Here is a 24,073-nt window from a genome sequence, read left to right as displayed (position 1 = left end):
GCCGATCAGCAAGGGTTCATGGAAATTACAAAATTAACATATTACATAAGCCAAAAAACCCTCGCCCACTACGGTAGGCGAGGGATATCACAGCGTTTTCATGCGCAGTGGTCGCACAGAATGCTGGTAAAAGCTTGGCCTTTTAAAACCTAGGCTTTTAAAACCTCAGTCGTTTGCCACCATTGCAAGCGCTTCGTTGAGCGTTTTGCTCGGACGCATGACTTGACTAGCCAATTCTCCGTTCGGGTGATAGTAGCCTTTAAGATCAACCGGCTGCCCTTGAACACTGTTGAGCTCATCAATAATAGTAGTTTCGTTGGCTTTCAGCGTTTCCACAAGGCGAGCAAAGCGTGTTTTCAGTTCAGCATCTTCATCTTGAGCTGCCAATGCTTCTGCCCAGTAGAGCGCCAGGTAGAAATGGCTTCCGCGGTTATCCAGCTCACCCACTTTGCGTGAAGGTGACTTGTTGCTTTCGAGGAACTTGCCGTTAGCTTCATCCAGTGCTTTCGCCAACAGCTTAGCACGGTCGTTGCTAAAGCGTTTGGCGAGGTGCTCCAAAGAGGCCACCAGCGCCAGAAACTCGCCAAGGCTGTCCCAACGCAGGTGATTCTCTTCCAGCAACTGCTGAACGTGCTTAGGCGCGGAGCCACCAGCACCGGTCTCAAACAAACCGCCGCCATCCATCAGCGGGACAATAGAGAGCATCTTGGCACTGGTGCCCAGCTCAAGAATCGGGAACAGATCCGTCAGGTAATCGCGCAGGATATTGCCCGTAACCGAGATAGTATCGAGGCCACGAATCACACGTTCCAGGGTGTAACGCATTGCCCGAACCTGGGACATGATATGGATTTCGAGCCCATCAGTGTCGTGATCCTTGAGGTACGTTTTGACCTTTTTGATCAACTCGTTCTCGTGCGGGCGGTATGGGTCGAGCCAGAACACCGTCGGCATACCAGAATCACGGCAGCGCTCCACTGCCAATCTAACCCAGTCGCGAATCGGCGCGTCCTTGACCTGGCACATCCGCCAGATATCGCCCTGCTCCACGTTTTGGGTCAACAGCACTTCGCCCGTATCCAGATCGACGATATTAGCAACACCGTCTTCCGGAATTTCAAAGGTCTTGTCGTGGGAGCCGTACTCTTCGGCTTTTTGCGCCATCAGGCCAACGTTGGGTACAGTGCCCATCGTCGCCGGATCAAACGCACCGTGCCATTTACAGAAATTGATCATTTCCTGATAAATACGCGCGAACGTGGACTCGGGCATAACGGCCTTGACGTCCTTAAGACGACCGTCACCGCCGTACATCTTGCCCCCGGCACGAATCATCGCCGGCATCGAAGCGTCCACAATCACATCGCTGGGCGAGTGGAAGTTGGTGATACCACGAGCCGAATCGACCATCGCCAACTCTGGGCGTTTTTCATGGCAGGCATGCAAGTCGCTGATGATTTCATCACGCTGCGATTCTGACAGCGTTTCTATTTTTTCGTAAAGATTAGCGATGCCATTGTTGACATCGACACCCAGCTCTTTAAACAACTCACCGTGTTTCTCAAAGGCGTCTTTGTAAAAAATCTTGATACAGTGGCCAAACACAATCGGGTGCGAGACCTTCATCATCGTCGCTTTCACGTGCAACGAGAACATGACGCCAGATTCACGAGCATCTTCTATTTCCCGCTCGTAGAATTCGAGCAATGCTTTTTTGCTCATGAACATGCTGTCGATGATCTCGCCTTCGAGTAGCGGGATGTTCGACTTGAGCACCTGGGTCTGGCCACTCTTGGTGGTCAGTTCCATCTTCACATTGTGCGCACGATCCAGCGTTATCGATTTCTCACCGTCGTAGAAATCGCCCTTATGCATGTGGGAAACGTGGCTGCGTGAGGCCTGACTCCACTCACCCATCGAGTGAGGATACTTGCGCGCGTACTCTTTAACGGCCTTCGGCGCGCGACGGTCAGAGTTACCTTCACGCAACACTGGGTTAACCGCGCTGCCTTTGACTTTGTCATAGCGCGCTTTGATATCTTTCTCTTCGTCGTTACTTGGCTCGCTAGGATATTCCGGCAGTGGGTAGCCCTGTTCTTGCAGCTCTTTGATCACTGCGCGCAGCTGCGGCATGGAGGCGCTGATATTGGGCAACTTGATGATATTGGCTTCTGGAACCTTAGCCAGCGCACCTAGCTCGGCCAGGTGGTCCTCGATACGCTGCTCTTCAGTCAAGTAATCGGGAAATAAAGAGAGAACGCGAGCCGCAAGGGAGATATCGCGGGTTTCCACTTCGATACCAGCAGCGTCGGTGAAGGCGTCAATAATCGGTAGCAAAGAATATGTTGCGAGCGCAGGCGCCTCGTCGGTGAGCGTGTAAATGATCTTCGGCGTTTTAGACATTTTGCGTTAACCTCTTTTTCTATCGCTGTGATTATAAAGACCCTGAGCGACGCGACTCATTCAACGAGAGACCATGCCGCGAAGCAGGCTGGGCCGTTTTATTTGGCTTTATCTAGCTTTATTTAGCTTGCTCAATTATCGATCGGTGGTGATTGAGACGGTTGTTGAGCGGGTTGTTGAAACAGTTTCGAAAAGTATACCAGCGCTGCATTTTAATCACATGAGAGATTGTCGACAAATCCAGGTAACCCCCTAAAGAGACTATGAGCACTTTATATTTACTGCATAAGCCCTATCGTATGCTCTCTCAGTTTACCGATAAACAAGGGCGTGCCACATTAGCCGATGTTATTGCTGTGCCGGGCGTATATGCCGCAGGGCGGCTAGATTATGACTCTGAAGGCCTGCTGCTGCTCAGCGATGATGGCGAATTGATTCACCGTATCTCTCACCCGCGCCATAAGCAGCCCAAAACCTACTGGGTCCAGGTGGAAGGCGATATTAGTGAGGCAGCGCTGACTTCACTGCGTCAGGGAATTACGCTGAAAGATGGCCCAACGCAGCCAGCCAAGGCGCGCCGGATAGATCCCCCTGCTAGCGCACCACGCCAACCGCCCATCGACCCTAAGCGCCATCCGTCGACTAGCTGGCTGGAACTCACTATCAGCGAAGGTCGTAACCGCCAAGTGCGCCGTATGACCGCCCATGTTGGCTTTCCCACGCTGCGCTTGATTCGCACCGCCATCGGCCCCTGGCAACTGGATGGATTAGCCCCCGGTGAATGGCGCAAAGAAACCCTACACGCCCCCCGGCCTACCGATAAGCACCCAAATCGGCGAAAAGCTCCACAAAAAGATCAGCGAGCGCGGCCCGCCACAAAACACAGGAAACCCTGATGAGCCTTATTCGCAGCACGGCAGCCTGTGTCATTCAGCTGGGTGAGCGTTTTTTGCTGGTGGAAGAGCAGCGCGGCGGCCCCCAGACCGTGTTTAACCAGCCCGCCGGGCATATAGAACCGGGAGAAGGCCCTATCACCGCCATCCTGCGCGAGGTATTGGAGGAGACTGCTTGGCAGGTATCACTCACCGGATATCTGGGCCTGTACGTTTTTCATACCGACGATGGTCAAACGTTTCATAGCCACGGCTTTGTTGCCGAGCCGCTTCATCAGCTCGATCTCGCCCTGGACCCCGATATTTACGCCACTCACTGGCTCACACTTGAGCAAATACGCACGTTGGATCAACAGGCACGCCTGCGCAGCCCTTTAGTACTCAAACGTATTGAGGACGCGCTCGGCGGCCCTTGTTACCCACTTGCAGTGATTCGCGAGTGAAGCACTCGAAGCCATTACCCCCCATCGTGTATAATCCTCGCCCAATTGCACCCTGTTCTTTTGCACACCACTTCTACTGAGGATGCCTATGTCATCCAATACCGAGTCATCCAGCACTGGCTCAACCATTACCGGTTCCTCTGCTAACGGCAAAGTGATTGTCGGTATGTCCGGCGGCGTCGACTCGTCCGTTTCTGCTCTTCTCCTCATGCAGCAAGGCTATGAGGTAGAAGGCCTGTTTATGAAAAACTGGGATGAAGACGACGGCACCGAATATTGCACGGCTAAAGAGGATCTCGCCGACGCCGAGGCGGTTTGCGCCAAACTGGGCATTAAGCTGCACACCGCTAATTTTGCCGCCGAGTATTGGGATAATGTATTTGAGCACTTCTTAGCTGAATACAATGCGGGTCGCACGCCCAACCCGGATATTCTGTGTAATCGGGAGATCAAGTTTAAGGTATTCCTTGAATATGCAGAGATGCTGGGTGCCGACAAAATCGCGACCGGCCACTATGTACGCCAGGGGGTGCGTGATGGCCGCCCGCGTCTGCTTAAAGGTCTGGACGGCAATAAAGATCAAAGCTACTTCCTCCATGCGGTGCCGGAAGCCGCTATTGCCCGCACCCTGTTCCCTGTGGGTGAGTTGGAAAAACCCGCCGTGCGTGCGCTTGCAGAACAGCACGGGCTGATTACCGCCAAGAAAAAAGACTCCACCGGGATCTGCTTTATCGGCGAGCGGCGCTTTCGCGACTTCCTTCAGCAGTACCTACCCGCCCAGCCCGGCACTATTGAAACGCCGGATGGCGATGTGATCGGCAAACATATGGGGCTGATGTACTACACCCTGGGCCAGCGTCAGGGCCTAGGCATTGGTGGGCTTGCCAACTACTCGGAAGAGCCCTGGTACGTGGCGGCGAAAGATCTTGATCGCAACGTGCTGGTCGCGGTGCAGGGTAAGCATGATCAGCTACTCTACTCCGACACGTTGGCTACAGAGGCCATGGATTGGGTGGCGGGCGAGCCGCCGGTTCAGCAGGGCCGCTTTACCGCCAAGACGCGCTATCGGCAAAGCGACTGCGGCTGTGAAATGCGCGCTCTGCCAGACGGCGGTGTAGAGGTCACCTTCGATGACCCACAGTGGGCGGTAACCCCAGGCCAATCACTGGTCCTTTACGATGGCGATATTTGCTTAGGCGGCGGTGTTATTCGCGCGACCTGGAAGAAAACCGCGGAGGCCGCTGCATGAGTCCAATCACCCCGATTCATCGTGCCCCCGACTCCCCGGCCGCTCGCCAAGCGCTTGCCCTAGCGGGCGTGTTTCAAGCCGCCAGTCTGGTTGACGAACTCGCCCGCACCGGTCAAGTCGACCCGCGCGCCTGGGAAACGCTGATTGAAGCCACCGTGGATACCAACCCGGAGAACTTCGAAGCAATCTATGGCGGGCACCCCAATAATCTTCGCCGCGGCCTGGATACTTTAGAAGCCCTGGTGGGGCGTAAGCAGGCGAATCCGGTGGTGCTGCGTTACGGCTTTTCGCTGCTAATGTTGATGAACAAACTGCGCACCAATAACGACATGATGGATTCGCTGGGCCAAAAGCTAACCCGCATTCAGGGTCAGGCCGAACACTTCGGCCCCACTCATGAAAACGTGGTCGCCAGCCTAGGGGAAGCTTACCAGGAGACGATCTCCACGTTTAAAACCCGTATTGTGGTGCAGGGCGACCCTTCGTTACTGCAGAGCCGCATGATGCCCGAGCGGGTGCGCGCCTGTTTAATGGCCGGCATTCGCTTTGGGCTATTGTGGCACCAGCAAGGCGGGCGGCGCTGGAAGCTGGTATTCCAGCGCAAAGCGCTACGCCGGGCGCTGGACAGCCTCAGTTAAGCCACTATCGAATCGATTAATCTGCTCTCGACTAATTTTCTTTCGAACCTCCTGGAAACGATGCCATGCAACTCTCCGCTTTGACCGCCCTCTCTCCCGTTGACGGCCGCTACGCCACTAAAGCCGCCGCCCTGCGCGAACACTTCAGTGAATTTGGCTTGATCCGCGCCCGTGTGATTGTGGAAGTTCGCTGGCTACAGCGTTTGGCCGAGCACGCGCAAATTATCGAAGTGCCGAGGCTGTCCGCTGAAGCTACCGCGTTTCTAGAGCGGTTGATTCGTGAGTTTTCGCTCGAAGATGCCGAGCGCATCAAAGAGATCGAGCGCACCACCAATCACGACGTCAAAGCGGTGGAGTATTTCTTAAAAGAGAAGATTGCAGGCCAGGCCGAGCTGCATGCAGTGACCGAATTTATTCACTTTGCATGCACCAGTGAAGATATCAACAACCTCTCATACGGCGTGATGCTCAGTGACGGTTTAAATGCCATGCTGCCCACCATGCACGAGGTCGCCGACGACATTGCCAAGCTGGCCATTGCCCACGCCGCTCAACCGATGCTGTCGCGTACTCACGGTCAAACGGCTACCCCAACCACGCTGGGCAAAGAGATGGCCAACGTGGCGTATCGTCTAAAGCGCCAGCTTAAACAGATTGAAGCGGTGGAAGTGCTGGGTAAGATCAACGGCGCCGTGGGCAACTATAACGCCCACCTGACCACCTACCCAGAGATCGACTGGGAAGCCAACGCCCGCACCTTTGTGGAAGGCTTAGGATTGACCTTTAACCCCTACACTACCCAGATAGAACCCCACGACTACATTGCCGAACTATTTGATGCCATTTGCCGCTTCAATACCATCCTGATCGACTTCGATCGCGACGTATGGGGCTATATCTCTCTGGGCTACTTTAAGCAGCGCACGGTTGAGGGCGAAATTGGCTCTTCCACCATGCCGCATAAAGTGAATCCGATTGACTTCGAGAACTCCGAGGGCAATCTGGGCCTGGCCAATGCGGTACTTAGCCACCTCGCCCAGAAACTGCCCATCTCGCGCTGGCAGCGCGATCTAACGGACTCCACCGTGCTGCGCAACCTGGGCGTGGGCTTGGCGTATGGCTTGATTGCTTACCATGCCAGCCTGAAAGGGATCAGCAAGCTGGAAGCCAACCCCGAGCGTTTAGACGCTGATCTGGATAACAGCTGGGAAGTGCTCGCCGAGCCCATCCAAACGGTAATGCGCCGCTACGGCATTGAGAAGCCTTATGAAAAACTCAAGCAGTTGACCCGGGGCAAACGTATTGACCAGGCGGGCTTTGCGGCGTTTATTGACACGCTTGAACTGCCCAGCGAGGTCAAAACCGAATTGAAGGCGCTCTCACCGGCCAACTATATTGGTAATGCCCAGGCCCAGGCCGAGGCGCTGACACAACAGCTAAGCTCTTTATAACCACATTTTATAAAGACATTTAATAACGCCATCTAACTAACGCCAGGGCATGCCATGAACCATCACGATAAGCCGTTAACCCTGCTGGGCGACCTTACCGCCGCAGACTTTCTGGCCAATTATTGGCAGCAAAAGCCGCTGCTGATCCGTGGCGCGATGCCAGATTTCATCAGCCCTATTGAGGCTGACGAGCTGGCCGGTCTCGCCTGCGAGCCTGGCGTAGAAGCACGCCTAGTCGAAGAAGAAGGCCCGGACGGCACTTGGCAGGTCTCCCACGGCCCCTTCGATGAAGCCACCTTTGAACGGCTACCGGAAAACAATTGGAGTCTGCTGGTACAGGCAGTTGATCACTATGTGCCCGCAGTGGCAGCGCTGTTGGACGAGTTTGACTTCCTGCCGCGCTGGCGGCTCGATGACGTGATGATCAGCTACGCGCCTCCTGGCGGCAATGTGGGCGCGCATATCGATCAATACGATGTGTTTCTGCTCCAGGCCAGCGGACATCGACGCTGGCAGCTGGGAGGCAAGCTCACGGAAGATGCGCCGATCATCCAAGGTATCGATCTTCGTATCCTGAAAGAATTCACCGTAGAGCCCGACTCCGACTGGGTGCTTGACCCCGGTGATATGCTGTATCTCCCCCCCGGCTGGGCACATCACGGCGTTAGCCAGAGCGATGACTGCATGACCATTTCGGTGGGCTTCCGGGCACCTTCCGCAGATGAGACGATCACCTCCTATGCGGACTATTTAGGCGAGCAGCTTCCCGCCTCACAGCGTTACAGCGATGCGGGCATGGCGCCTGCGCAGCAGATCGGTGAATTGGACGATGCAGCCGTTGAACGTATGCGTCAGCTGATTATGTCGACGCTGGATAACCCGACCCAAGTCGCCCAGTGGTTTGGCCGGGTGATGACTCAACCAAAATATGTTGATCAAGTGGTACCGCTTGAAACACCGATGGACGAAGCGGCGCTTGTTGCTCAACTACAAGAGGGTGAACCGCTCTACCATATGCCCGGCTCACGCTTTGCTTGGCGTAGTGATGCCAGCGGCACCACGCTGTTTGTCGATGGCGACGGCCACACCTGCTCGGCTGAGTTAGCTAAGCGACTTGCCGACACTACCCCGCTTTACGCTGAAGACCTTGAGCTTGACGGCGCAGCGGCGCTCATCACCCAATTGGTCAATACCGGCAGCCTCGGCTTTATGAGCGATGAAGGTGATGACGACGAGGAGTACTAATGGCGATTACGCACATTACTACTGGCACCTGGGAAACGCTTGGCCAGGCTGCCAGCGAGATTCGGCGCAGGGTGTTTATTGAAGAGCAAAACGTGCCCCAGGATGAGGAGTGGGATGGTCTGGATCCTGAGTGCCAGCACTTTTTGGCCCTTCTCGACGGGCAACCTGTAGGCACCGCACGGCTACTACCCGATGCTCACATTGGCCGTGTCGCGGTACTTTCCGAGGCTCGCGGCACAGGCATTGGCGTACTGCTGATGCAAGCTGCTATTGAAGCGGCTCGCCACGCGGGCCACTCACAGGTAGCCCTCAGCTCACAGGTGCATGCGCTGGCGTTTTATGAGCGGTTAGGCTTCGTCGCCCACGGCGATGAGTTTCTGGATGCAGGCATCCCCCATCGAGAAATGACGCTTTCGCTTACGGAATTTCAACACCAGTAGGCACCGAATCGGATCAACCCTCGGCGGGGGCGCTGTGAACCCATCCATGGGCGCTACTTTTGCCATCCATGGCAAAAGACCCCCGCTACGGGCCGATTCCGATTCTCTCTCAACGCATTTTATTTACTACCCACATCTAGCACTGCCTCGGCAGTGCTTTTTTATGCCTTCCCGACGAAAAACCACTACACAAACCCACCGCTTTCGCCCCTCTCTGTAGTCGGGTTACAACGACCTGTGCCCCCAAGTGCCAATTGTTCATTGAGCCATCCTCGTGGATAGTTGTTGCATTGCAGCGCTATGGCGATGGGGTAAATGCTTCAAGCCCACGACGCTGTATCAGATGCACTTGGCTCTGATGTCTCTAGTACCCAATACGATTGGCTTAGAGACGATTGGCTTAAAGACAAAAACGCGAAATTCAATGATGCTGAATACAACTTCGCAGGTGCAGCATTAGCAAGCACTGATTGGCGAAACACCATCAGCATTGAAGAACTGCTAACACAACCGAAGAGGGTAAGCTCATGACAGGACTGCTCGACGATATCAAAGCCATGGCCCAGCTACGCGAAGCACAAGGCGGCAAATGGGAAGCCATCAAACCTGAGTATGCTGCCCGTATGCGTGCTCAAAACCGTTTTCACACCGGCCTGGACATTGCTCGCTACACCGCCAAAGTCATGCGCGAAGATATGGCCGCTTACGATGCTGATACCGCGCAGTACACCCAGTCACTGGGCTGCTGGCACGGCTTTATTGGTCAGCAGAAGCTTATCTCGATCAAAAAGCACTTTGGCACCACCAAACGTAGCTACCTCTACCTGTCAGGCTGGATGGTTGCCGCGCTGCGCTCCGAATTCGGCCCGCTGCCCGACCAGTCAATGCACGAAAAAACCTCGGTCGCGGATCTGATCGAAGAGCTCTACACCTTCCTGAAGCAAGCCGATGCATGGGAACTTAACCACCTGTTCCGCGACCTGGACGAAGCCAAAGAGGCTGGTAACAGCGGCAAAGAGCAGGAACTGATCAGCAAAATCGATAACTACGAAACCCATATCGTCCCCATCATTGCTGATATCGACGCTGGCTTTGGTAACGCAGAAGCCACCTACCTGCTAGCCAAGAAGTTTATTCAAGCGGGCGCCTGCTGCATCCAGTTGGAAAATCAGGTCTCTGATGAGAAGCAGTGCGGTCACCAAGACGGTAAAGTCACCGTGCCCCATGAAGACTTCCTGGCCAAAATTAACGCCGTACGTTACGCCTTTTTGGAACTCGGCATTGAAGATGGCGTTATCGTTGCGCGTACCGACTCACTCGGCGCGGGCTTGACCCAGAAAATTGCTGTCACCAATGAACCCGGTGACCTAGGCGATCAGTACAACAGCTTCCTCGACGGCGATGTGATCGAAAACGCTGCCGACATCAACAACGGCGACGTGGTCATCAAGCAGAACGGCAAGCTGGTGAAACCCAAGCGTCTCGCTTCGGGCCTCTACCAGTTCAAACCAGGCACTGGCGAAGATCGCGTCATTCTTGACTGTATCACCAGCCTGCAAAACGGTGCCGACCTGCTGTGGATCGAAACCGAGAAGCCCCACGTTGGCCAGATCGCCAGCATGGTTAACCGGATTCGCGATGTCGTGCCGGATGCCAAACTGGTCTACAACAACTCACCGTCGTTCAACTGGACACTGAACTTCCGCCAGCAGGTATTCGATGCATGGCAGGAAGAGGGTAAAGATGTGTCAGCTTACCAGCGCGACAAGCTGATGAGCGCCGAGTACGACCAGACCGAACTTGGCCAGCTGGCTGATGAGTGGACGCGTAATTTCCAGCGCGACTCGTCGCGTGAAGCGGGCATCTTCCACCACTTAATCACGCTACCGACTTACCATACTGCTGCCCTGTCCACCGACAATCTAGCGAAAGGCTACTTCGGCGACGAAGGTATGCTGGCTTACGTGAAAGGCGTACAGCGCCAGGAAATTCGTCAAGGAATCGCCACGGTGCGCCACCAGGATATGGCTGGCTCCAATATCGGTGATGATCACAAAGAGTTCTTCCACGGCGATGCCGCGCTCAAAGCCGGTGGTAAAGACAACACCATGAACCAGTTTTGATAATGAGCAGGCTCTAACGCTTTAATTGACTATATGAACCCTGCGACAGGAGGCCTTCGGGCCTCCTGTTTTTGCTTGCCTAGCGATATTTGCACACTGTTTTCTTAATACACTGTTAGACTCTCGTTTAAGCTTTTTTGGGCTACTACTCGATCAGCTTTGATCTTTTTACATGATCGCTGGTCAAAGCCATTAGCATCGGCTATCTTTAACGAACACTGTTCTATAACTGCAGTCTATCCTTTGCCCTCCTTACAAATGGCAGGCATTTAGATGACAGTTGTAAAAAAATAGACACCCTGGAGGTTTTAATGAAACGTCTTCTTTTACCTATTGCCGCAATGAGCATTCTTACGCTGGCAGGCTGTGCCAACACATCTGGGTACTCTGGTGATGTCTATCGCGGCAGCCAAGCCAAAACCGGTCAAAGTGTTACTTACGGCACTATCGTGGCGGTTCGCCCGGTACAGATCCAAGCAGAAAGCCGTGCCGGAGGCCTTTTAGGTAGCGGCGGTGGCGCGGTTATCGGTGGTCTTTTAGGTAACCAAGTGGGCGGTGGTTCAGGTCGTCAGCTGGCGACTGTGGCAGGCGCACTCGGTGGTGCAGTGGCAGGTACGGCCGCTGAAGATGCGACCAACCGTGTTAATGCGCTGGAGATGGAAATTCGTCGTGATGACGGTACCGACGTTGTTGTTGTGCAGCGTGCGGATCGCCAGTTCCAAGCCGGTCAGCGCGTGCGCTTGATTGGCAGTGGCGCCAGCATGAGCGTTGCGCCCTATTAATCGAAAGCGTTAATCTCGCGTTTAAGTATCAAAAAAGCCCGGCCATCTCCTTTGATGGCCGGGCTTTTTATATCGTGCTCTACTTAATGGCGGGTTTTGTTGCCTGCCCAGTTGGCCAGGGCCATGATTCCCAGACCAATTAAGCCTAGCAGTAATACCACCAGCAACATTTCTACCGGCTGTACCAGTGTTGTTGCGCCCAGCACTGCCAGCGTAATCACCCATAGATAGCGATTGTCACCATGGCTTTTCAAAAAGCTTGGCAACACCTTATCTAACCCCTGGCTGACGCCGCTGTTCCAGCGCTGATAGGCAAAATAAGCAATCAGGCAAAATGCGATAAGCCAAATAATAAAGATTGTCATTGCATGCTCCAGAAGTAATAGGGCAAAAGAAAAAGTGGTGGTCGTAGGGTATCCCTGGTCACCCTGGTGCGCAATACCGTCAAAAGTGGTGAGTAGGAAAAAGCGCCGCTACCCCCTGACAAGCCAGCCCACACGCGTTACCATATTGGGACATGCACTCACCGAAAGGTTATTCCATGCAAATTGCGCAAAACTCGGTTGTCGCGTTTCACTACACCCTGACCAACGATGCAGGTGAAGTGCTAGACAGTTCCGAAGGCCGTGAGCCACTTACCTACCTTCACGGCGCCGGTAACATCATTCCGGGTCTTGAGAAAGAGCTGGAAGGTCGTGCAGCGGGCGAAAAGCTGAATGTTAGCGTCTCTCCTGAAGAAGGTTACGGCGAGCTGCAAGAGCAGCTGATGCAAGAAGTACCGCGCGATGCGTTCCAGGGCGTTGAAAGCATTGAGCCGGGCATGCAGTTCCAAGCCCAGACTCAAGGCGGCCCTTTGATGGTTACCGTCAAGAAAGTCGAAGGCGATACGGTCGTTGTCGATGGCAACCACCCGCTGGCTGGCCAGCAGCTCAACTTTGACGTTGAGATCGCTGAAGTACGTGAAGCAAGCGCTGAAGAAGTCGAGCACGGCCACGTGCACGGCGAAGGCGGCGTTGAGCACTAAGACGCTCGCGCTACCGCTCAGAAAAGGTGACCTTCGGGTCACCTTTTTTTATGGCTAACGAAAAATCTGCTTATTCATCGGGTATCAGTACCAACTGCCCATGGCGCACGCTTCGCGACGAGGTGACTTCGGCGGCAAACTGTTTGAGCGCACGCCCCTGACCTTTGAGCAGCGCTACTTCCAGGCAACTGTCATGGTTGATATGCACATGCAGGGTCGAAAGCGTGAGGTCATGATGGTCATGGGAGTGGCGCGTTAAGCGCTTGGACAGCTCGCGAGCGGCATGATCATAGACATACACCAGTGCGCCCATACAGGGCGAGTCCGGTGCAGCCTCTTCTCTCACCTGCTTTAAGCCACTGCGGGTCAAATCGCGAATCGCTTCCGATCGGTTTTGATAGCCACGCTCGCGCATCAACGCGTCCACTTCCGCCACTAGCTCCTCATCAAGCGTTACCGTTACACGCTGCATTCACGCCCCCTCTTATAATGACTCGCTTTTCTTGTGCTGCTGCCGCCGTTAGTATGATGTTATTGTAAAAACATCATACTAGTGACGCTAACAGCATAAAGGATAAAGCGATGGCTAAACCAACTCGGCCCATATTACTGGGTATTGCGCTAAGTTGTTTAGTCATGGCCTCCGCTGTGCAGGCAAAAGAGCAGCTAGTGCTTGCCATTGGCGGTGAACCTGAACAGGGTTTCGACCCGCTGCTGGGCTGGGGGCAGTATGGCAATCCATTGTTTCAGTCGACGCTGCTTTCACGGGGCCAGGATCTTTCGCCGCAGCCAGAGCTGGCCACAAAGTGGTCACTCTCTGAAGACCGCCTGACCTGGACGCTAATGCTTCGCGAGGACGCCCGCTTTGCCGACGGCACGCCGCTGACCGCTGAAGATGTGGCTTTCACCTTCAATACGGCGTCGCAGGCGGGAGGTCGGGCTGACTTAAGCGCGCTTGAAGTAGCCACAGCGGTTGATACGCATATCGTTTCGCTCCGCCTGAAGGCCCCGCGCATTACCTTTATCGACCAGCTGTTGACGCTGGGCATTGTGCCCCACGCTGAGCGTGACAACGGCTACAGCGAGCAGTATGGCCGTCATCCCCTAGGTTCTGGACCCTATCAACTGGTCGAGTGGCAGGAAGGCGAGCAGCTGATTGTTGAACGTAACCCTCACTTCTATGGCCCTACACCCGCTTTTGAACGGCTGGTATTTCTGTTTACCGGTGAAGACGCCACGCTTAGTGCCGCCCATGCCGGCCAAGTGGATATTGCCTCGGTTCCCCCAGCGCTGGCCGCCAATGTGCCGGCGCATATGCAGCGGGTAACCATGAACAGCGTCGATAATCGCGGCATTCTTTTCCCCATGCAGCCCGCCAATGGCGAGCACGCCGCCTCCGGCGCACCGATTGGCAACGACGTCACCGCTGACCTTGCCATCCGTCAGGCGATTAACCTTGCCGTTCACCGCGATACGCTAGTAGAGGTGGCACTGCACGGCTACGGGCGCCCCGCCTTTGGTCCGGCGGACGGTCTACCCTGGAGCAGTAACGATGAACGCCTTGCCGCGCCCGACCTTGCCCAGGCAGAGGAGATACTCGACGCCGCAGGCTGGCAACTAGGCGACGATGGCCTGCTCTATAAAGATGGCCTGCCCGCTAGCTTTCGACTTACCTACCCTTCCAGCGATACCACCCGGCAGCTGCTCGCGGAAGTCAGCGCCGAGATGGTGCGTCCACTGGGAATTGAGATGCAGCCCACCGGCCGCCACTGGGACGAAATCCAGCGCGAAGCGCTGCACCAGGACGCAATTATGTTCGGCTTTGGTAGCCATAGCCCCCAGGAGGTTTACTACCTTTACCATAGTTGGCATGCGGGCAACGGTTTCTACAACAGCGGTTTCTACGCTAATCCAGAGATAGACGCCCACTTGGATGCCGCCCAGGCGGCGTCTAGCCTTGAGCAGGCCAACCGCGAGTGGCAGGCAGCGCAGTGGGACGGCACCACCGGCTACGGAGTACGCGGCGATAGTAGCTGGGCCTGGCTGGTCAATCTTGAGCATGTCTACTTTGCTGACACTTGCTTAGAGGTTGGCGAACTGGGCGTAGCGCCTCACGGTCATGGCTGGCCGATCACCGCCAATCTGCTTGAGTGGCGCTGGACGTGCGACTGATCGCGCCTTTCGCCAAGCGCTTGGCTCGCTTAGCGCTGGTATTAATCTGCGTCGCCCTGGTGTCGTATGGGCTGATGATGGCCTCACCCATTGATCCCGTTGATGCCTACCTAGGCCCGCAAATGGCCCAAGTAAGCCCAGAGCAGCGGACACTGATTGCCCAGCGCTGGGGGTTCGATGAGTCAGCTGCCGTTCAGTTTGGCCACTGGCTGCGCCAGCTAGTGAGTGGCGACCTCGGCTGGAGCCATGTGTATAACCAGCCGGTTAGTGAGGTGATCGGCCAGCGCTTTCAACGCTCCATTGCGCTACTCGGCAGCGCCTGGCTCATCTCAGCACTGGTGGGATTTAGCCTGGGTGTTGTGGCGGGAGCCAAAGAGGGTTCCAAGCTGGACAAGATCATCAGTACCTACGCCTTCATGACCGCTTCCACGCCTGCTTTTTGGCTGGCGATAATTGCGGTGCTGCTGTTTTCGGTAACCCTAGGCTGGACACCCACCTGTTGCGCAGGGCCCGCCGGGGCCTTGAACCATGAGGTTTCCCTCGCCACTCGGTTACACCATTTACTGCTACCGTTGGCTACTCTGGCGCTGCTGGGCATCGCCAATATCACCCTGCACACCCGCACCCGCATGCTTGAACTCATGCGCTCTGACGTTGCTACCCACGCCTTTGCCCAGGGCGCCAGCCGAACAGATGTGGCCTGGCGCCACGGTCTTCGCCACGCTAGCTTACCGGCAATTACGCTGGCGTTTGCCTCGCTGGGCGAGCTCTTCGGCGGCTCCATCTTAATCGAGCAGGTATTTGCCTACCCCGGTTTGGGCCAAGCCACGGTGGCAGCAGGCCTGCGCAGCGACGTTCCACTACTGCTGGGAATAGCGCTATTTACCGCCCTGTTTGTCAGCGTCGGCAATATGATTGCCGATAGCCTCTACGGTGTTATTGATCCGCGCATTCAGCCAGGTGGGCTATGAGCCAGGCTCAACCGCGCCTTCGTGCCATCTTTAGCCTGGGCCTCACCGCCCTGCTGGTCGCGGGCCTAATCGCCAGCCAGTGGCTGCTGGGTGATTCTCCGCAACAGATGCAATTTAACGCCCGGCTGGCCCCACCCAGCGTTGACCACTGGCTAGGCACCGACGCGCTGGGCCGGGAACTCTGGGCACGTACCCTGACGGGGCTGGCGCTAAGCTTCTGGGTGGGCTGCTTGGCGGCGCTACTGAGTACATTGATCGCGTTGAGCTTGGCAGCGATAGCCACTCTGTCAGCGCGGCTGGACGCGCTGGTGAGTCTGCTGATCGATACGCTGCTCAGCGTGCCCCACCTGATTTTATTAATGCTGATCGCCTTTGCCCTGGGCGGTGGCACCCAGGCGGTGATTATTGCCGTGGCCGTGACCCACTGGCCAAGCCTAGCCCGGGTGCTACGCACCGAGCTATGGCAGTTACGGCAGGCGCCCTATGTGCGTATTTCCCGCGCTCTGGGTAAATCGCGCTGGTTTGTGCTCCACGGCCACCTGCTTCCCCATCTTATTCCCCACTGCCTGGTTGGCGCCCTACTGCTGTTCCCCCACGCGATTCTCCACGAAGCTGCGTTGACCTTTTTGGGCTTTGGCTTAAGCCCCAGCCAGCCCGCTATTGGCGTGTTACTGGCCGACGCCATGCGCTACTTAAGCGGCGGCTACTGGTGGCTGGGGGTATTTCCAGGCTTGGGGCTGTTACTCATGGTGCTGGGGTTCGAACGCCTCTCCAGCCACCTACGCCGTGCGCTTTAACGTTTTTCAGAAAGCCATTAGCTGTAAAAAACCACTGGCTGTAAAAACTATCGTTGGGAGAGCCTATCGTGTTGACGATTGATCAGTTATCGCTACAGCTACCTTTGTATACCTCCTGGTGGAAGCGCGACTGGGCCACCTGCCTGGATAAATTTTCGCTAACGGTTTCGCCTGGCGAGGTACATGCAGTGGTAGGCGCCTCAGGTGCCGGAAAAAGTCTCTTGGCCTATGCGATTATGGGTTTACTGCCAGCACCTGCACGCTTAAACGGGCAGCTGTACTATCAAGAAAAACCGCTAAATGCGTCACGCCAACGCCAGCTTCGTGGCCAGGAGCTGGCGCTAATTCCCCAATCGCTAAGCGCTTTGGACCCACTGGTGCGCACTCAGCGTCAGGTGGCCTGGGCGGCCCAACGCGCAGGCCAAGCATCCGCACACGCTTGGCACGCCTCTCAACAAGCCCTCGATCACTATCAGCTAGACGCCCGGGCACAGCAGGCCTATGCCCACGAGCTTTCCGGCGGCATGGCCCGCCGCGTGTTGACGGCAATGGCCCACGTCAGCCAAGCCAAGCTGGTGATTGCCGACGAGCCCAGCGTGGGCCTTGACCCTCATCAGCGTCAGCGGGTGCTGAACGCACTGCGCGAACTGGCCGACCAAGGCAAAAGCGTGATTCTGATTACCCACGACCTGCGCCATGCGCTGCCGATTGCCGACCGCGTCACTATTATGCGGGACGGCAAGCGGGTCGAAACTGCGCCCGCCTGCGCTTTTCAAGGCAGCGGCGCTTCGCTTACCAACGCTTATTCACAGGCCTTGTGGCTAGCGCTGCCGGACAACGCTTTTGCAACAGCCGGAATGAGCAGGCGAGAACAGGAGGTCAACGTTGCTTAAAGCACGCCAGCTTAGCTTCCACTTTTCCCCCAGCGTACCGCTACTTCAGGACGTTTCGCTAACGTTGCGCGCGGGACAGTGGCTAGGGTTAAGCGGCGACTCGGGGGCAGGAAAATCAACGCTGGGCCAACTGCTGGCGGGCTACTTAGCGCCCCAGGCGGGTGATGTCACCCTGGATGGCGAGGCGCTACCGAAAAGCGGCGTGCAGCCCGTGCAGTGGCTACCGCAGTCGCCGGAGCTGGCGGTGAACCCACGCTGGCGGGTAGGTAAGATACTACGTGAAGCGTGGACGCCTTCTGACGCACAGTGCCAAGCGTTCGGTGTGCAAGCAAAATGGCTCTCACGCTTTCCACAATCGTTATCAGGGGGGGAGCTGCAGCGGATATGCGTATTGCGGGCGCTCGCGCCGGAGGTTCGCTTTCTGGTCGCCGATGAGATCTCCACCATGCTCGACCCGATTACCCAACTTGAGCTTTGGCAGGCGCTAAAACGGGAGGCGGAACAACGCCAGCTTGGCGTGCTGGTGATTAGCCACGACACCGCCCTACTGGAAAGGCTCTGCCCACAGCGCTTGCACTTAAGCGAAGGTCAGCTGAAGCCATGGTAGTTGATGCCAGTTATCCAACCGCTTGGCGACGCTCAAAACGCCACAGGCCGAAGGCAATTATCAGCGTGATACTCAGCAGCAGCCACGAACCGACGCTCACCCCTGCCCACCCGGCCCATTGCCAGAACGGCTCCAGCCAGAAGCCGCCCAAACTGGCCCCCACGTAGTAAAACACCAAGTAGAGCGCCGAAGCGCTGCCCCGCGCCCCCTGGGCATAGCGCCCTACCCAACTGGAGGCCAACGAATGGGCCAAGAAAAAGCCGAAGGCATTGATGGTTAAGCCGACAATAATCAGCAACAGCGAATCTGCTAACGTGATTGCCGTGCCCAGCATTAAAATCACTACCCCCACCATCATGCATGCCGCGGGAGAAAATCGCCCAGCCAAGCGTCCAGAGATCATCGAACCGAAGGTACCGCCGAGATAGGTCAAAAAAATCAGCCCCAAACCGCTGGCGGCTAATTGATACGGCGCTGAAGCCAACCGAAAAGTGATATAGCTGTATTGATTGATAAAGATCAGGAAGTTAATACCACCCAGGCAGTAAGCGGCGAGCAGCACTGGGTTGCGCAAATGACTGGCTAAATCGCTTGCTGCTTTGCGCAGCTCGAAGCGCTGGGGTGTAAAGGCACGACTATTGGGTAACAGACGCCAAAACACCACGCAGCCGATTAGCGTCATAATGCCGACCGCTAAAAATGCCGCCGTGGGACCGCCGATTTCAGCGGCGCCGCCACCGACGATACGCCCACTGATTCCGCCGAGTGAATTAGCACCAATATAGAGTCCTACGGCGCTTAACAGCGCAGGCTTCTCAAACTCATCGCCCATCCAGGCGATCGCCACCGCCGGCAGCCCGCCCAGCACAAAGCCCTGCACGAGGCGCAGCAGCAACAAGCTTTCAAAGGTGGGCGCAAATGCCAAGGCAATGGAACAGCCGCCTGCTAATAGCAGCGTGATGCGCATGATGCCTTCACGACCAATGGCATCCGAGAGAGGCCCGAACACCAGCAGCGCAATGGCAAGGGAGAGGGTCGACACCGACATGAGCAGGCTGACGCCTAAGGTAGAGACCTGATAGGTCTCCTTTAACCCCGGCAGCAGCGGCTGTGGTGCGTATAAATTGATAAAAACAAGAAATGAGCCGAGGCAAAGCGCCAAGGTGGCGCGCCACCAGGCGCGCGATTTGGCTTCAATCATGCCGTTCCTAAAACGTGGTCGGTCTGGCTACTGGAAAACACTGCCACCCAGTTGGGCCAGATGCGTTGGCTCCAGCGCCCTTCGTGACTGCCAGTAGTAACGCTGCCAATAGCTATTGTCCAAGCGGGATATGGTTACCCCTTTGGAGGTCGAAGCGTGTAGAAAATAGCCATCGCCCACGTAGATACCCACATGGTTATAGCGACCCGGCGGGCGGAAGAAGACCAGATCGCCCGCCTGCAGCTCTTGGCGGTCGATCGAGCGTCCCTCGTGTATTTGGCCACGGGTGGAGCGCGGGAGTTCTAAATTGAAAGTGTCACGGTAAACATTGCGAACCAGGGCCGAACAGTCGATTCCTCTCTCTGAGGTGCCGCCTATTCGGTACGGCGTTCCTGCCCAGCGCTGGTGTTGTGCCAGCAGCGCCTCGCGAATGACTGTTGGCGGCGGTACTTGCAAACTGCGCAGGTGCGCATCGATGGGATCAACCGGGGACATTTGCGGATTCGCCCCCATTCCCGGCAACGTCATCGAGAAGTAATTCTCGGGGGCCTGCATATTACTCTGTCGCGCAGAACCTGCGCAGCCAGCGACCAATGTAACTAAAAAACACACGCTTACAACACGGACAGCGGTCACAGCGGGGCGTGGCAACGCAACCATGCGATTAACCTCGTGACATTGATAAGAGGGCGGTATGACAAAACTAATTTTTCTACGCACGACTATAAGCTAGTTATCATATGTTTGGCGAGCATCAATGTAACGTGCGCTGATCGCCCGGGAGTGTATCGATATGCAGTGGCGCAAAATGGCGTGGTTTATTGCCAGGAAAATCCAAGCTTACCCATGGGCCAGCCAAGACCGGTGCGCCGCATATCCAGGCCACCAGCGCCTGCCGAAAACCGGCTAAAAAGCTTTCACGCTCCGGGGTTTCGCCCATAAAAAACGAGAAGCCTGCATACATCCCCATGGCGAACTCCTGCCACCCGGCATAGTGATCCGCTGCCAATTGGTAAGCGCGATCCAACACCTTGGCGAAAGCAGCACTATCTAGCCAGCCTAGCTGCCGCGCGGCAATGGCGAGGTCGACCAATTGGGCAATATCCCAAGCCGCCATATCCAACTCATTACAGCCATCTTCGTTGTCGCGCACGCGGCGTAAGCGAAGCAGATGGTGGCGCTCATCTTCAGCACAGTCGCCGGATTCAAGAATGGCAATTTCAGCGCTTAACCGCTCAGTGTTGAGGGTATAGGGCGCATAGTTAATCTGATACTCCTGACGATCCCCCGATTCGAGCATGTAGGTCAAAAACTCCTGCATATCGCCTGCGTTGCTCAAGTGATAGTGGCTCTCTACCCACTCGCGAATTTCGGCGCACTCGCGGGCACTCTCGGGCTGGGGCTCACTCCACACCGCACTGTTCAGCGGGCCCACCAACGACATGGCGGTGAAGTGACTTAAAGTGGGGCGACTACCCGGCTCGCACCAGGCGTCGTGGCGCCAATCCAGCCAGTGAAACAGGCTGCCAGGATCTTCTATGTGCCAAATAATTTCATTCACCAGCGAGGTGTGCTCTGGCTCAGGCAAACAGCTTTCCCAAGCAAACCACGCTTCTAACAGGCGCTTGGCATTGGGATAAAAACGGCACAGGCAGCTGCGTAGTGCACTGGCATACTCCATTAACGGCGCGCGATCGAATAAGCCGCTGTCGAGGGACATATGCAGATAAAAGGCGAATTTTTCGGCCATATGGATCGTGGCCGCATGGCGACTTACCCCTTTAACCGCATTACGCTGTTTAAGCTCTTCCGGGGTCGGCTGACCAAACCAGCTTTGCGAGGGGGATAAAACGCCGTGCACGGCGTCGGCCGCCAACTGATTAAGATGGTGCGCCTGGGCGGGCAGCCAGTAACGCGCCAGCGCATGAGCGCCTTCATCGGCATGTAAGCCAAGTGACTCCTGCAAATAGAGCGCCGCGTCGGCACGCTGCTCTTCCGGCAGCGCCGCAGAGGGGTCTATCTGGCGCAGCATGGCATCCGGCTCGCGTACGCTGGCCAGGGCCAACAGCCAGTGATGAGGCGTATTGCGCCATTGCCGAATGCGCGCTTGGGATGCCTTGCGCGTGGGCTCATCCAATAGCTCCCCTGGGGGGCGTTTCCAGGGGCTATGGGCGCTGTGCAGCAACAACTGATGCCGCTCGCTGGGTGTTTTACCCCGCCGGTCGATGCCGTCAAACAGACTTTGCCCACGCCCGTAGGCGTTAAGCACAGCGTACCAATCATGGTAGCGGCGACTCATCAAATCGGCGGCATGCCCCGCTAAGTCATCGGCCTCTTCCTGGCTAAGCAAGCCACAGCAGGCGCCGGCCCAGGCGAGCTCAACAAGCCGCAGCCAATCCCAAGCCGCCCACTCCAGAGGCTCACCTTGGGTGACGAACTTATTCAGCACCGGCGCGTAGGGCGACTCTTCTACCACGCTACGCTGCCACTCCATGCGTTGGGCATTATCCATACTGAGCAATTCGCGTGCTTCGATATCCCAGCGCTGGCGCTCGCCCTGTGCGCCTAGCCAAAGCATCACGCCAATAAGCGCGTCACGGTCATGGACATCCCACACGTGGGCCAGCCAATCGGTGGCTTCAGGCCAATCGGTTTGACTGGCGGGATAGGTAATAATCGGCCGGAACAGCGCGCATAGCCGCCAGCTCTGTGCCTCGGGCTGCTGGGGCCAGAGTGGCGCCGGAGCTGGCAGTTCAGCCAGGGCGTTTTCAAGCGCGTCCCAGGTAATGCCCTCGCCATCGGTTTCAAGATTGGCCAACGCCTGGCAAGCGTCGATAAAACGGTCGTCGGCCCCTACTTCCCAGCCCCGTGCGCCTAACGCACGGCGTAGATCCGCCAGCCAGGCACGCAGATCGCTGTAATCGCTGGTGATACGACGAGTTAGATGGTGCGCCCAATGGCGGGCCTGATCGGCTTCTAGCCAGCCCGCCGCCCCCGCCAGCGCGGCCCATTCAAGCGCGCCTAGCAGGCGGTCAGCACTGCCTGCGGGCGCACCCAGCCCGTGAAATAGCTGTTCGGCCAGCTCACCCCGGCTGGTAATCCCCAGTTGTAACAGGCGCTGCTCCGCCGCCCCTGCATCGACCGCCAACGGATGAGGAGTAAACGCCCAATCACACAGCACCAGCTGTTGGGCCCACCAGGCATTTAACGCGTCGATCAAGAAGCACCTCGAAAAAGCACAATGACACCAGCCAATAGCCGGAAGTAAAGCTGCCTAGTGTAACGGAAAGTGGTGCGAACACCGATAGCCCAGGCATCGGTAGCCATAAAACGACACCGCCCGGCACAAGGCCGGGCGGTGTTTTTCAGGTAGCAACCCAATCGCTACGCTTTTTTAACCTTACTGATTACCCAAAGCAGTACCACAGCACCCACGGTCGCGGTGACTAGCGAACCGATAAAGCCACCGGACGAGAGGCCAAGAAGGCTGAACAAAAAGCCACCCAAGACCGCACCAACGATACCGACACCGATATTACCCAGGATGCCGAAACCGCCGCCGCGCATGATGTTGCCAGCAATCCAACCAGCTAAACCACCAATGATTAACCATGCAATAAAGCCCATATAGTCTCCTTACTATTTAATGACGGGTTTCAACTACGTGTTTCAATTACGTATTTCAACTACGTATTTCAACTACGTATGTTAGTAGGCGTTTTACCTACTAGTCACGCTTGTTCTACCATAGCACACAGCGTTAGTGTTCGGCGCCTATCGGTATAGCTGCTTGGCAACTCTTAAAGGAAAATTCATGATTCCCGACTCGCTCAATCAACTGGTTAAAAGCACTCAAGGGCAAAAAACGGCCCAGTGGGAAGGCCGCGACGTGGTGCTTTTCAATATGTCGTGGGGCGAGTTGGTGATTAGCCTCCAGGGCGCGCAAGTGCTGCATTTTTGCCCTGTAGGCGACACCGACTGGTTATGGCTGACGCCTACACCCCAGGCGCTGCCAGGCGCTATCCGGGGAGGTATTCCGCTCTGCTGGCCGTGGTTCGCCGACGAGCGCTATGCCGACGAGAGCCCCAACCACGACGGCCCTTTCCATGGCCTTGCCCGCCACGCTGAATGGCATTTGGACGCCGTTGATGAGCACGCCGAGGGAATTGAACTCCACCTCTCCCCGGTGCTGCCCCTACATACAATGCTCACCGCGCGCCTGGTGGTACAAGCCAACGCACAGCGCTTAAACGTTGAGCTGATTAGCGAAAACATCGGCGAAACGCCGATCAAAACCAGCGGTGCACTGCACACCTATTTAGCCGTAGCCGATACCCATCAGTGCCGCCTGGAAGGCCTTTCGGGCGCGCGCTATCTCGACAAACTGCGCGACTTTGCGGAGAGCGAACAGCAAGGCACGCTGGCCGTTCAGGGCGCCGTTGACCGCATTTATCACACCAATGAAGCCGTGCTGCTCAACGATGGCGAGCGTAGCCTGCGGATCGGCAAACAGTCCAGCGACTCCACAGTGGTGTGGCACCCCAACCACGACCTGCCCAGCGACACTCCCGCCGAGGTAGCACGCCAGTTTATTTGCGTTGAAGCGGCCAATACACGCCTAGACCCGGTCTGGTTGGTGCCCGGCGCACAGCACCTGTTAGGCACCACCCTCAGCCGAGGTTAATCTTCGGTTCATCAATGCTTTGCTATTATGTGCTCACTAACGTTTGAGCAGGGAGAC

The 24,073-nt window shown here is 56.4% G+C and carries 24 protein-coding genes; 17 read left to right on the top strand and 7 right to left on the bottom strand.

Annotated features, from left to right (window positions below):
* Positions 1-165: 165 nt before the first annotated feature.
* Positions 166-2,403, bottom strand: a complete 2,238-nt coding sequence (locus QHL1GM_RS18350; protein WP_071695762.1) for an NADP-dependent isocitrate dehydrogenase — start codon at positions 2,401-2,403, stop codon at positions 166-168.
* 263 nt (positions 2,404-2,666) lie between these two features.
* Between QHL1GM_RS18350 and QHL1GM_RS18345 the strand changes: the two genes are divergently transcribed.
* The 10 genes from QHL1GM_RS18345 (at position 2,667) to QHL1GM_RS18300 (ending at position 11,667) form a co-directional block, all read left to right on the top strand.
* A complete protein-coding gene (locus QHL1GM_RS18345) occupies positions 2,667-3,299 on the top strand; it encodes a pseudouridine synthase (protein ID WP_071695761.1) in 633 nt (210 codons plus the stop codon).
* Entirely contained in the window at positions 3,299-3,739 is a 441-nt protein-coding gene (locus QHL1GM_RS18340; RefSeq protein ID WP_071695760.1) for an NUDIX domain-containing protein, read from the top strand. Before QHL1GM_RS18345 ends, QHL1GM_RS18340 begins: the two co-directional genes overlap by 1 nt.
* 88 nt (positions 3,740-3,827) lie before the next feature.
* Complete coding sequence (gene mnmA / locus QHL1GM_RS18335; RefSeq protein WP_139245627.1) at positions 3,828-4,988, top strand: tRNA 2-thiouridine(34) synthase MnmA; 1,161 nt, start codon at positions 3,828-3,830, stop codon at positions 4,986-4,988.
* On the top strand, positions 4,985-5,626 hold the full coding sequence (gene hflD, locus QHL1GM_RS18330) for a high frequency lysogenization protein HflD (RefSeq protein WP_007111075.1): 642 nt from the start codon (positions 4,985-4,987) through the stop codon (positions 5,624-5,626). The genes mnmA and hflD overlap by 4 nt, the downstream gene beginning before the upstream one ends.
* Before the next feature lie 65 nt (positions 5,627-5,691).
* Positions 5,692-7,077 carry an adenylosuccinate lyase gene (gene purB, locus QHL1GM_RS18325; RefSeq protein WP_071695758.1) on the top strand — a complete coding sequence of 462 codons (1,386 nt, stop codon included), beginning with the start codon at positions 5,692-5,694 and terminating at the stop codon, positions 7,075-7,077.
* A gap of 54 nt (positions 7,078-7,131) precedes the next feature.
* Entirely contained in the window at positions 7,132-8,322 is a 1,191-nt protein-coding gene (locus QHL1GM_RS18320; protein WP_071695757.1) for a cupin domain-containing protein, read from the top strand.
* Positions 8,322-8,762: a GNAT family N-acetyltransferase gene (locus tag QHL1GM_RS18315; protein ID WP_071695756.1), complete on the top strand. Its 441-nt coding sequence runs from the start codon at positions 8,322-8,324 to the stop codon at positions 8,760-8,762. Before QHL1GM_RS18320 ends, QHL1GM_RS18315 begins: the two co-directional genes overlap by 1 nt.
* Positions 8,763-9,077: 315 nt before the next feature.
* Positions 9,078-9,293, top strand: coding sequence for a hypothetical protein (locus QHL1GM_RS18310; RefSeq protein WP_071695755.1), 216 nt, complete (start codon positions 9,078-9,080; stop codon positions 9,291-9,293).
* Positions 9,290-10,885: an isocitrate lyase gene (locus QHL1GM_RS18305; protein WP_071695754.1), complete on the top strand. Its 1,596-nt coding sequence runs from the start codon at positions 9,290-9,292 to the stop codon at positions 10,883-10,885. The genes QHL1GM_RS18310 and QHL1GM_RS18305 overlap by 4 nt, the downstream gene beginning before the upstream one ends.
* A gap of 311 nt (positions 10,886-11,196) precedes the next feature.
* Complete coding sequence (locus QHL1GM_RS18300) at positions 11,197-11,667, top strand: glycine zipper 2TM domain-containing protein (RefSeq protein ID WP_071695753.1); 471 nt, start codon at positions 11,197-11,199, stop codon at positions 11,665-11,667.
* Positions 11,668-11,750: 83 nt separating this feature from the next.
* Here QHL1GM_RS18300 and QHL1GM_RS18295 read toward each other — a convergent pair whose 3' ends face one another.
* Positions 11,751-12,032, bottom strand: a complete 282-nt coding sequence (locus tag QHL1GM_RS18295) for a hypothetical protein (RefSeq protein WP_071695752.1) — start codon at positions 12,030-12,032, stop codon at positions 11,751-11,753.
* Between the two features lie 176 nt (positions 12,033-12,208).
* Here QHL1GM_RS18295 and QHL1GM_RS18290 point away from each other — a divergent pair, with 176 nt between their 5' ends.
* A complete protein-coding gene (locus QHL1GM_RS18290) occupies positions 12,209-12,691 on the top strand; it encodes a peptidylprolyl isomerase (protein WP_071695751.1) in 483 nt (160 codons plus the stop codon).
* A 70-nt stretch (positions 12,692-12,761) separates the two neighbouring features.
* Here QHL1GM_RS18290 and nikR read toward each other — a convergent pair whose 3' ends face one another.
* Positions 12,762-13,163, bottom strand: a complete 402-nt coding sequence (gene nikR / locus QHL1GM_RS18285; protein ID WP_007111085.1) for a nickel-responsive transcriptional regulator NikR — start codon at positions 13,161-13,163, stop codon at positions 12,762-12,764.
* 110 nt (positions 13,164-13,273) lie between these two features.
* Here nikR and QHL1GM_RS18280 point away from each other — a divergent pair, with 110 nt between their 5' ends.
* From QHL1GM_RS18280 to QHL1GM_RS18260, 5 genes are all read left to right on the top strand, one after another.
* Positions 13,274-14,863, top strand: a complete 1,590-nt coding sequence (locus tag QHL1GM_RS18280; RefSeq protein ID WP_071695750.1) for an ABC transporter substrate-binding protein — start codon at positions 13,274-13,276, stop codon at positions 14,861-14,863.
* Positions 14,854-15,834, top strand: coding sequence for an ABC transporter permease (locus tag QHL1GM_RS18275; protein ID WP_071695749.1), 981 nt, complete (start codon positions 14,854-14,856; stop codon positions 15,832-15,834). The genes QHL1GM_RS18280 and QHL1GM_RS18275 overlap by 10 nt, the downstream gene beginning before the upstream one ends.
* Complete coding sequence (locus QHL1GM_RS18270) at positions 15,831-16,631, top strand: ABC transporter permease (protein ID WP_071695748.1); 801 nt, start codon at positions 15,831-15,833, stop codon at positions 16,629-16,631. Before QHL1GM_RS18275 ends, QHL1GM_RS18270 begins: the two co-directional genes overlap by 4 nt.
* A gap of 68 nt (positions 16,632-16,699) precedes the next feature.
* Complete coding sequence (locus tag QHL1GM_RS18265) at positions 16,700-17,524, top strand: ATP-binding cassette domain-containing protein (protein ID WP_071695747.1); 825 nt, start codon at positions 16,700-16,702, stop codon at positions 17,522-17,524.
* Entirely contained in the window at positions 17,517-18,131 is a 615-nt protein-coding gene (locus QHL1GM_RS18260; RefSeq protein WP_071695746.1) for an ABC transporter ATP-binding protein, read from the top strand. The genes QHL1GM_RS18265 and QHL1GM_RS18260 overlap by 8 nt, the downstream gene beginning before the upstream one ends.
* Positions 18,132-18,141: 10 nt before the next feature.
* Here the strand turns inward: QHL1GM_RS18260 and QHL1GM_RS18255 are convergent, their stop codons facing one another.
* The 4 genes from QHL1GM_RS18255 to QHL1GM_RS18240 all read right to left on the bottom strand — a co-directional run bounded on the left by QHL1GM_RS18255 (position 18,142) and on the right by QHL1GM_RS18240 (position 22,959).
* Complete coding sequence (locus tag QHL1GM_RS18255) at positions 18,142-19,332, bottom strand: MFS transporter (protein ID WP_071695745.1); 1,191 nt, start codon at positions 19,330-19,332, stop codon at positions 18,142-18,144.
* Positions 19,333-19,359: 27 nt separating this feature from the next.
* The gene (locus QHL1GM_RS18250; RefSeq protein ID WP_071695744.1) at positions 19,360-19,887 is read right to left on the bottom strand and encodes a C40 family peptidase; all 528 of its coding nucleotides are present in this window, start codon (positions 19,885-19,887) and stop codon (positions 19,360-19,362) included.
* A 199-nt stretch (positions 19,888-20,086) separates the two neighbouring features.
* Entirely contained in the window at positions 20,087-22,552 is a 2,466-nt protein-coding gene (locus QHL1GM_RS18245; protein ID WP_071695743.1) for a YbeU/YbeR family protein, read from the bottom strand.
* A 164-nt stretch (positions 22,553-22,716) separates the two neighbouring features.
* A complete protein-coding gene (locus QHL1GM_RS18240) occupies positions 22,717-22,959 on the bottom strand; it encodes a GlsB/YeaQ/YmgE family stress response membrane protein (RefSeq protein WP_071695742.1) in 243 nt (80 codons plus the stop codon).
* A 187-nt stretch (positions 22,960-23,146) separates the two neighbouring features.
* Here QHL1GM_RS18240 and QHL1GM_RS18235 point away from each other — a divergent pair, with 187 nt between their 5' ends.
* Positions 23,147-24,016, top strand: a complete 870-nt coding sequence (locus QHL1GM_RS18235; RefSeq protein WP_071695741.1) for a D-hexose-6-phosphate mutarotase — start codon at positions 23,147-23,149, stop codon at positions 24,014-24,016.
* Positions 24,017-24,073: the final 57 nt, after the last annotated feature.

The organism is Halomonas sp. QHL1, from assembly GCF_001882345.1.
Taxonomy (GTDB): domain Bacteria; phylum Pseudomonadota; class Gammaproteobacteria; order Pseudomonadales; family Halomonadaceae; genus Vreelandella.
Note: the sequence above shows the minus strand (reverse complement) of the source record. Positions and strands in the feature narration are given on the sequence as shown.

What these genes read in the sequence shown, in the direction of transcription:
- QHL1GM_RS18345 (WP_071695761.1), top strand. Translation starts at nt 2,667, where the DNA reads ATGAGCACTTTATATTTACTGCATAAGCCCTATCGTATGCTCTCTCAG.
- QHL1GM_RS18250 (WP_071695744.1), bottom strand. Translation starts at nt 19,887, where the DNA reads ATGCAGGCCCCCGAGAATTACTTCTCGATGACGTTGCCGGGAATGGGG.
- nikR (WP_007111085.1), bottom strand. Translation starts at nt 13,163, where the DNA reads ATGCAGCGTGTAACGGTAACGCTTGATGAGGAGCTAGTGGCGGAAGTG.
- QHL1GM_RS18295 (WP_071695752.1), bottom strand. Translation starts at nt 12,032, where the DNA reads ATGACAATCTTTATTATTTGGCTTATCGCATTTTGCCTGATTGCTTAT.
- QHL1GM_RS18290 (WP_071695751.1), top strand. Translation starts at nt 12,209, where the DNA reads ATGCAAATTGCGCAAAACTCGGTTGTCGCGTTTCACTACACCCTGACC.
- QHL1GM_RS18235 (WP_071695741.1), top strand. Translation starts at nt 23,147, where the DNA reads ATGATTCCCGACTCGCTCAATCAACTGGTTAAAAGCACTCAAGGGCAA.
- QHL1GM_RS18340 (WP_071695760.1), top strand. Translation starts at nt 3,299, where the DNA reads ATGAGCCTTATTCGCAGCACGGCAGCCTGTGTCATTCAGCTGGGTGAG.
- QHL1GM_RS18320 (WP_071695757.1), top strand. Translation starts at nt 7,132, where the DNA reads ATGAACCATCACGATAAGCCGTTAACCCTGCTGGGCGACCTTACCGCC.
- QHL1GM_RS18305 (WP_071695754.1), top strand. Translation starts at nt 9,290, where the DNA reads ATGACAGGACTGCTCGACGATATCAAAGCCATGGCCCAGCTACGCGAA.
- QHL1GM_RS18315 (WP_071695756.1), top strand. Translation starts at nt 8,322, where the DNA reads ATGGCGATTACGCACATTACTACTGGCACCTGGGAAACGCTTGGCCAG.
- QHL1GM_RS18300 (WP_071695753.1), top strand. Translation starts at nt 11,197, where the DNA reads ATGAAACGTCTTCTTTTACCTATTGCCGCAATGAGCATTCTTACGCTG.
- purB (WP_071695758.1), top strand. Translation starts at nt 5,692, where the DNA reads ATGCAACTCTCCGCTTTGACCGCCCTCTCTCCCGTTGACGGCCGCTAC.
- mnmA (WP_139245627.1), top strand. Translation starts at nt 3,828, where the DNA reads ATGTCATCCAATACCGAGTCATCCAGCACTGGCTCAACCATTACCGGT.
- QHL1GM_RS18240 (WP_071695742.1), bottom strand. Translation starts at nt 22,959, where the DNA reads ATGGGCTTTATTGCATGGTTAATCATTGGTGGTTTAGCTGGTTGGATT.
- QHL1GM_RS18270 (WP_071695748.1), top strand. Translation starts at nt 15,831, where the DNA reads ATGAGCCAGGCTCAACCGCGCCTTCGTGCCATCTTTAGCCTGGGCCTC.
- QHL1GM_RS18350 (WP_071695762.1), bottom strand. Translation starts at nt 2,403, where the DNA reads ATGTCTAAAACGCCGAAGATCATTTACACGCTCACCGACGAGGCGCCT.
- QHL1GM_RS18310 (WP_071695755.1), top strand. Translation starts at nt 9,078, where the DNA reads ATGCTTCAAGCCCACGACGCTGTATCAGATGCACTTGGCTCTGATGTC.
- hflD (WP_007111075.1), top strand. Translation starts at nt 4,985, where the DNA reads ATGAGTCCAATCACCCCGATTCATCGTGCCCCCGACTCCCCGGCCGCT.
- QHL1GM_RS18280 (WP_071695750.1), top strand. Translation starts at nt 13,274, where the DNA reads ATGGCTAAACCAACTCGGCCCATATTACTGGGTATTGCGCTAAGTTGT.
- QHL1GM_RS18255 (WP_071695745.1), bottom strand. Translation starts at nt 19,332, where the DNA reads ATGATTGAAGCCAAATCGCGCGCCTGGTGGCGCGCCACCTTGGCGCTT.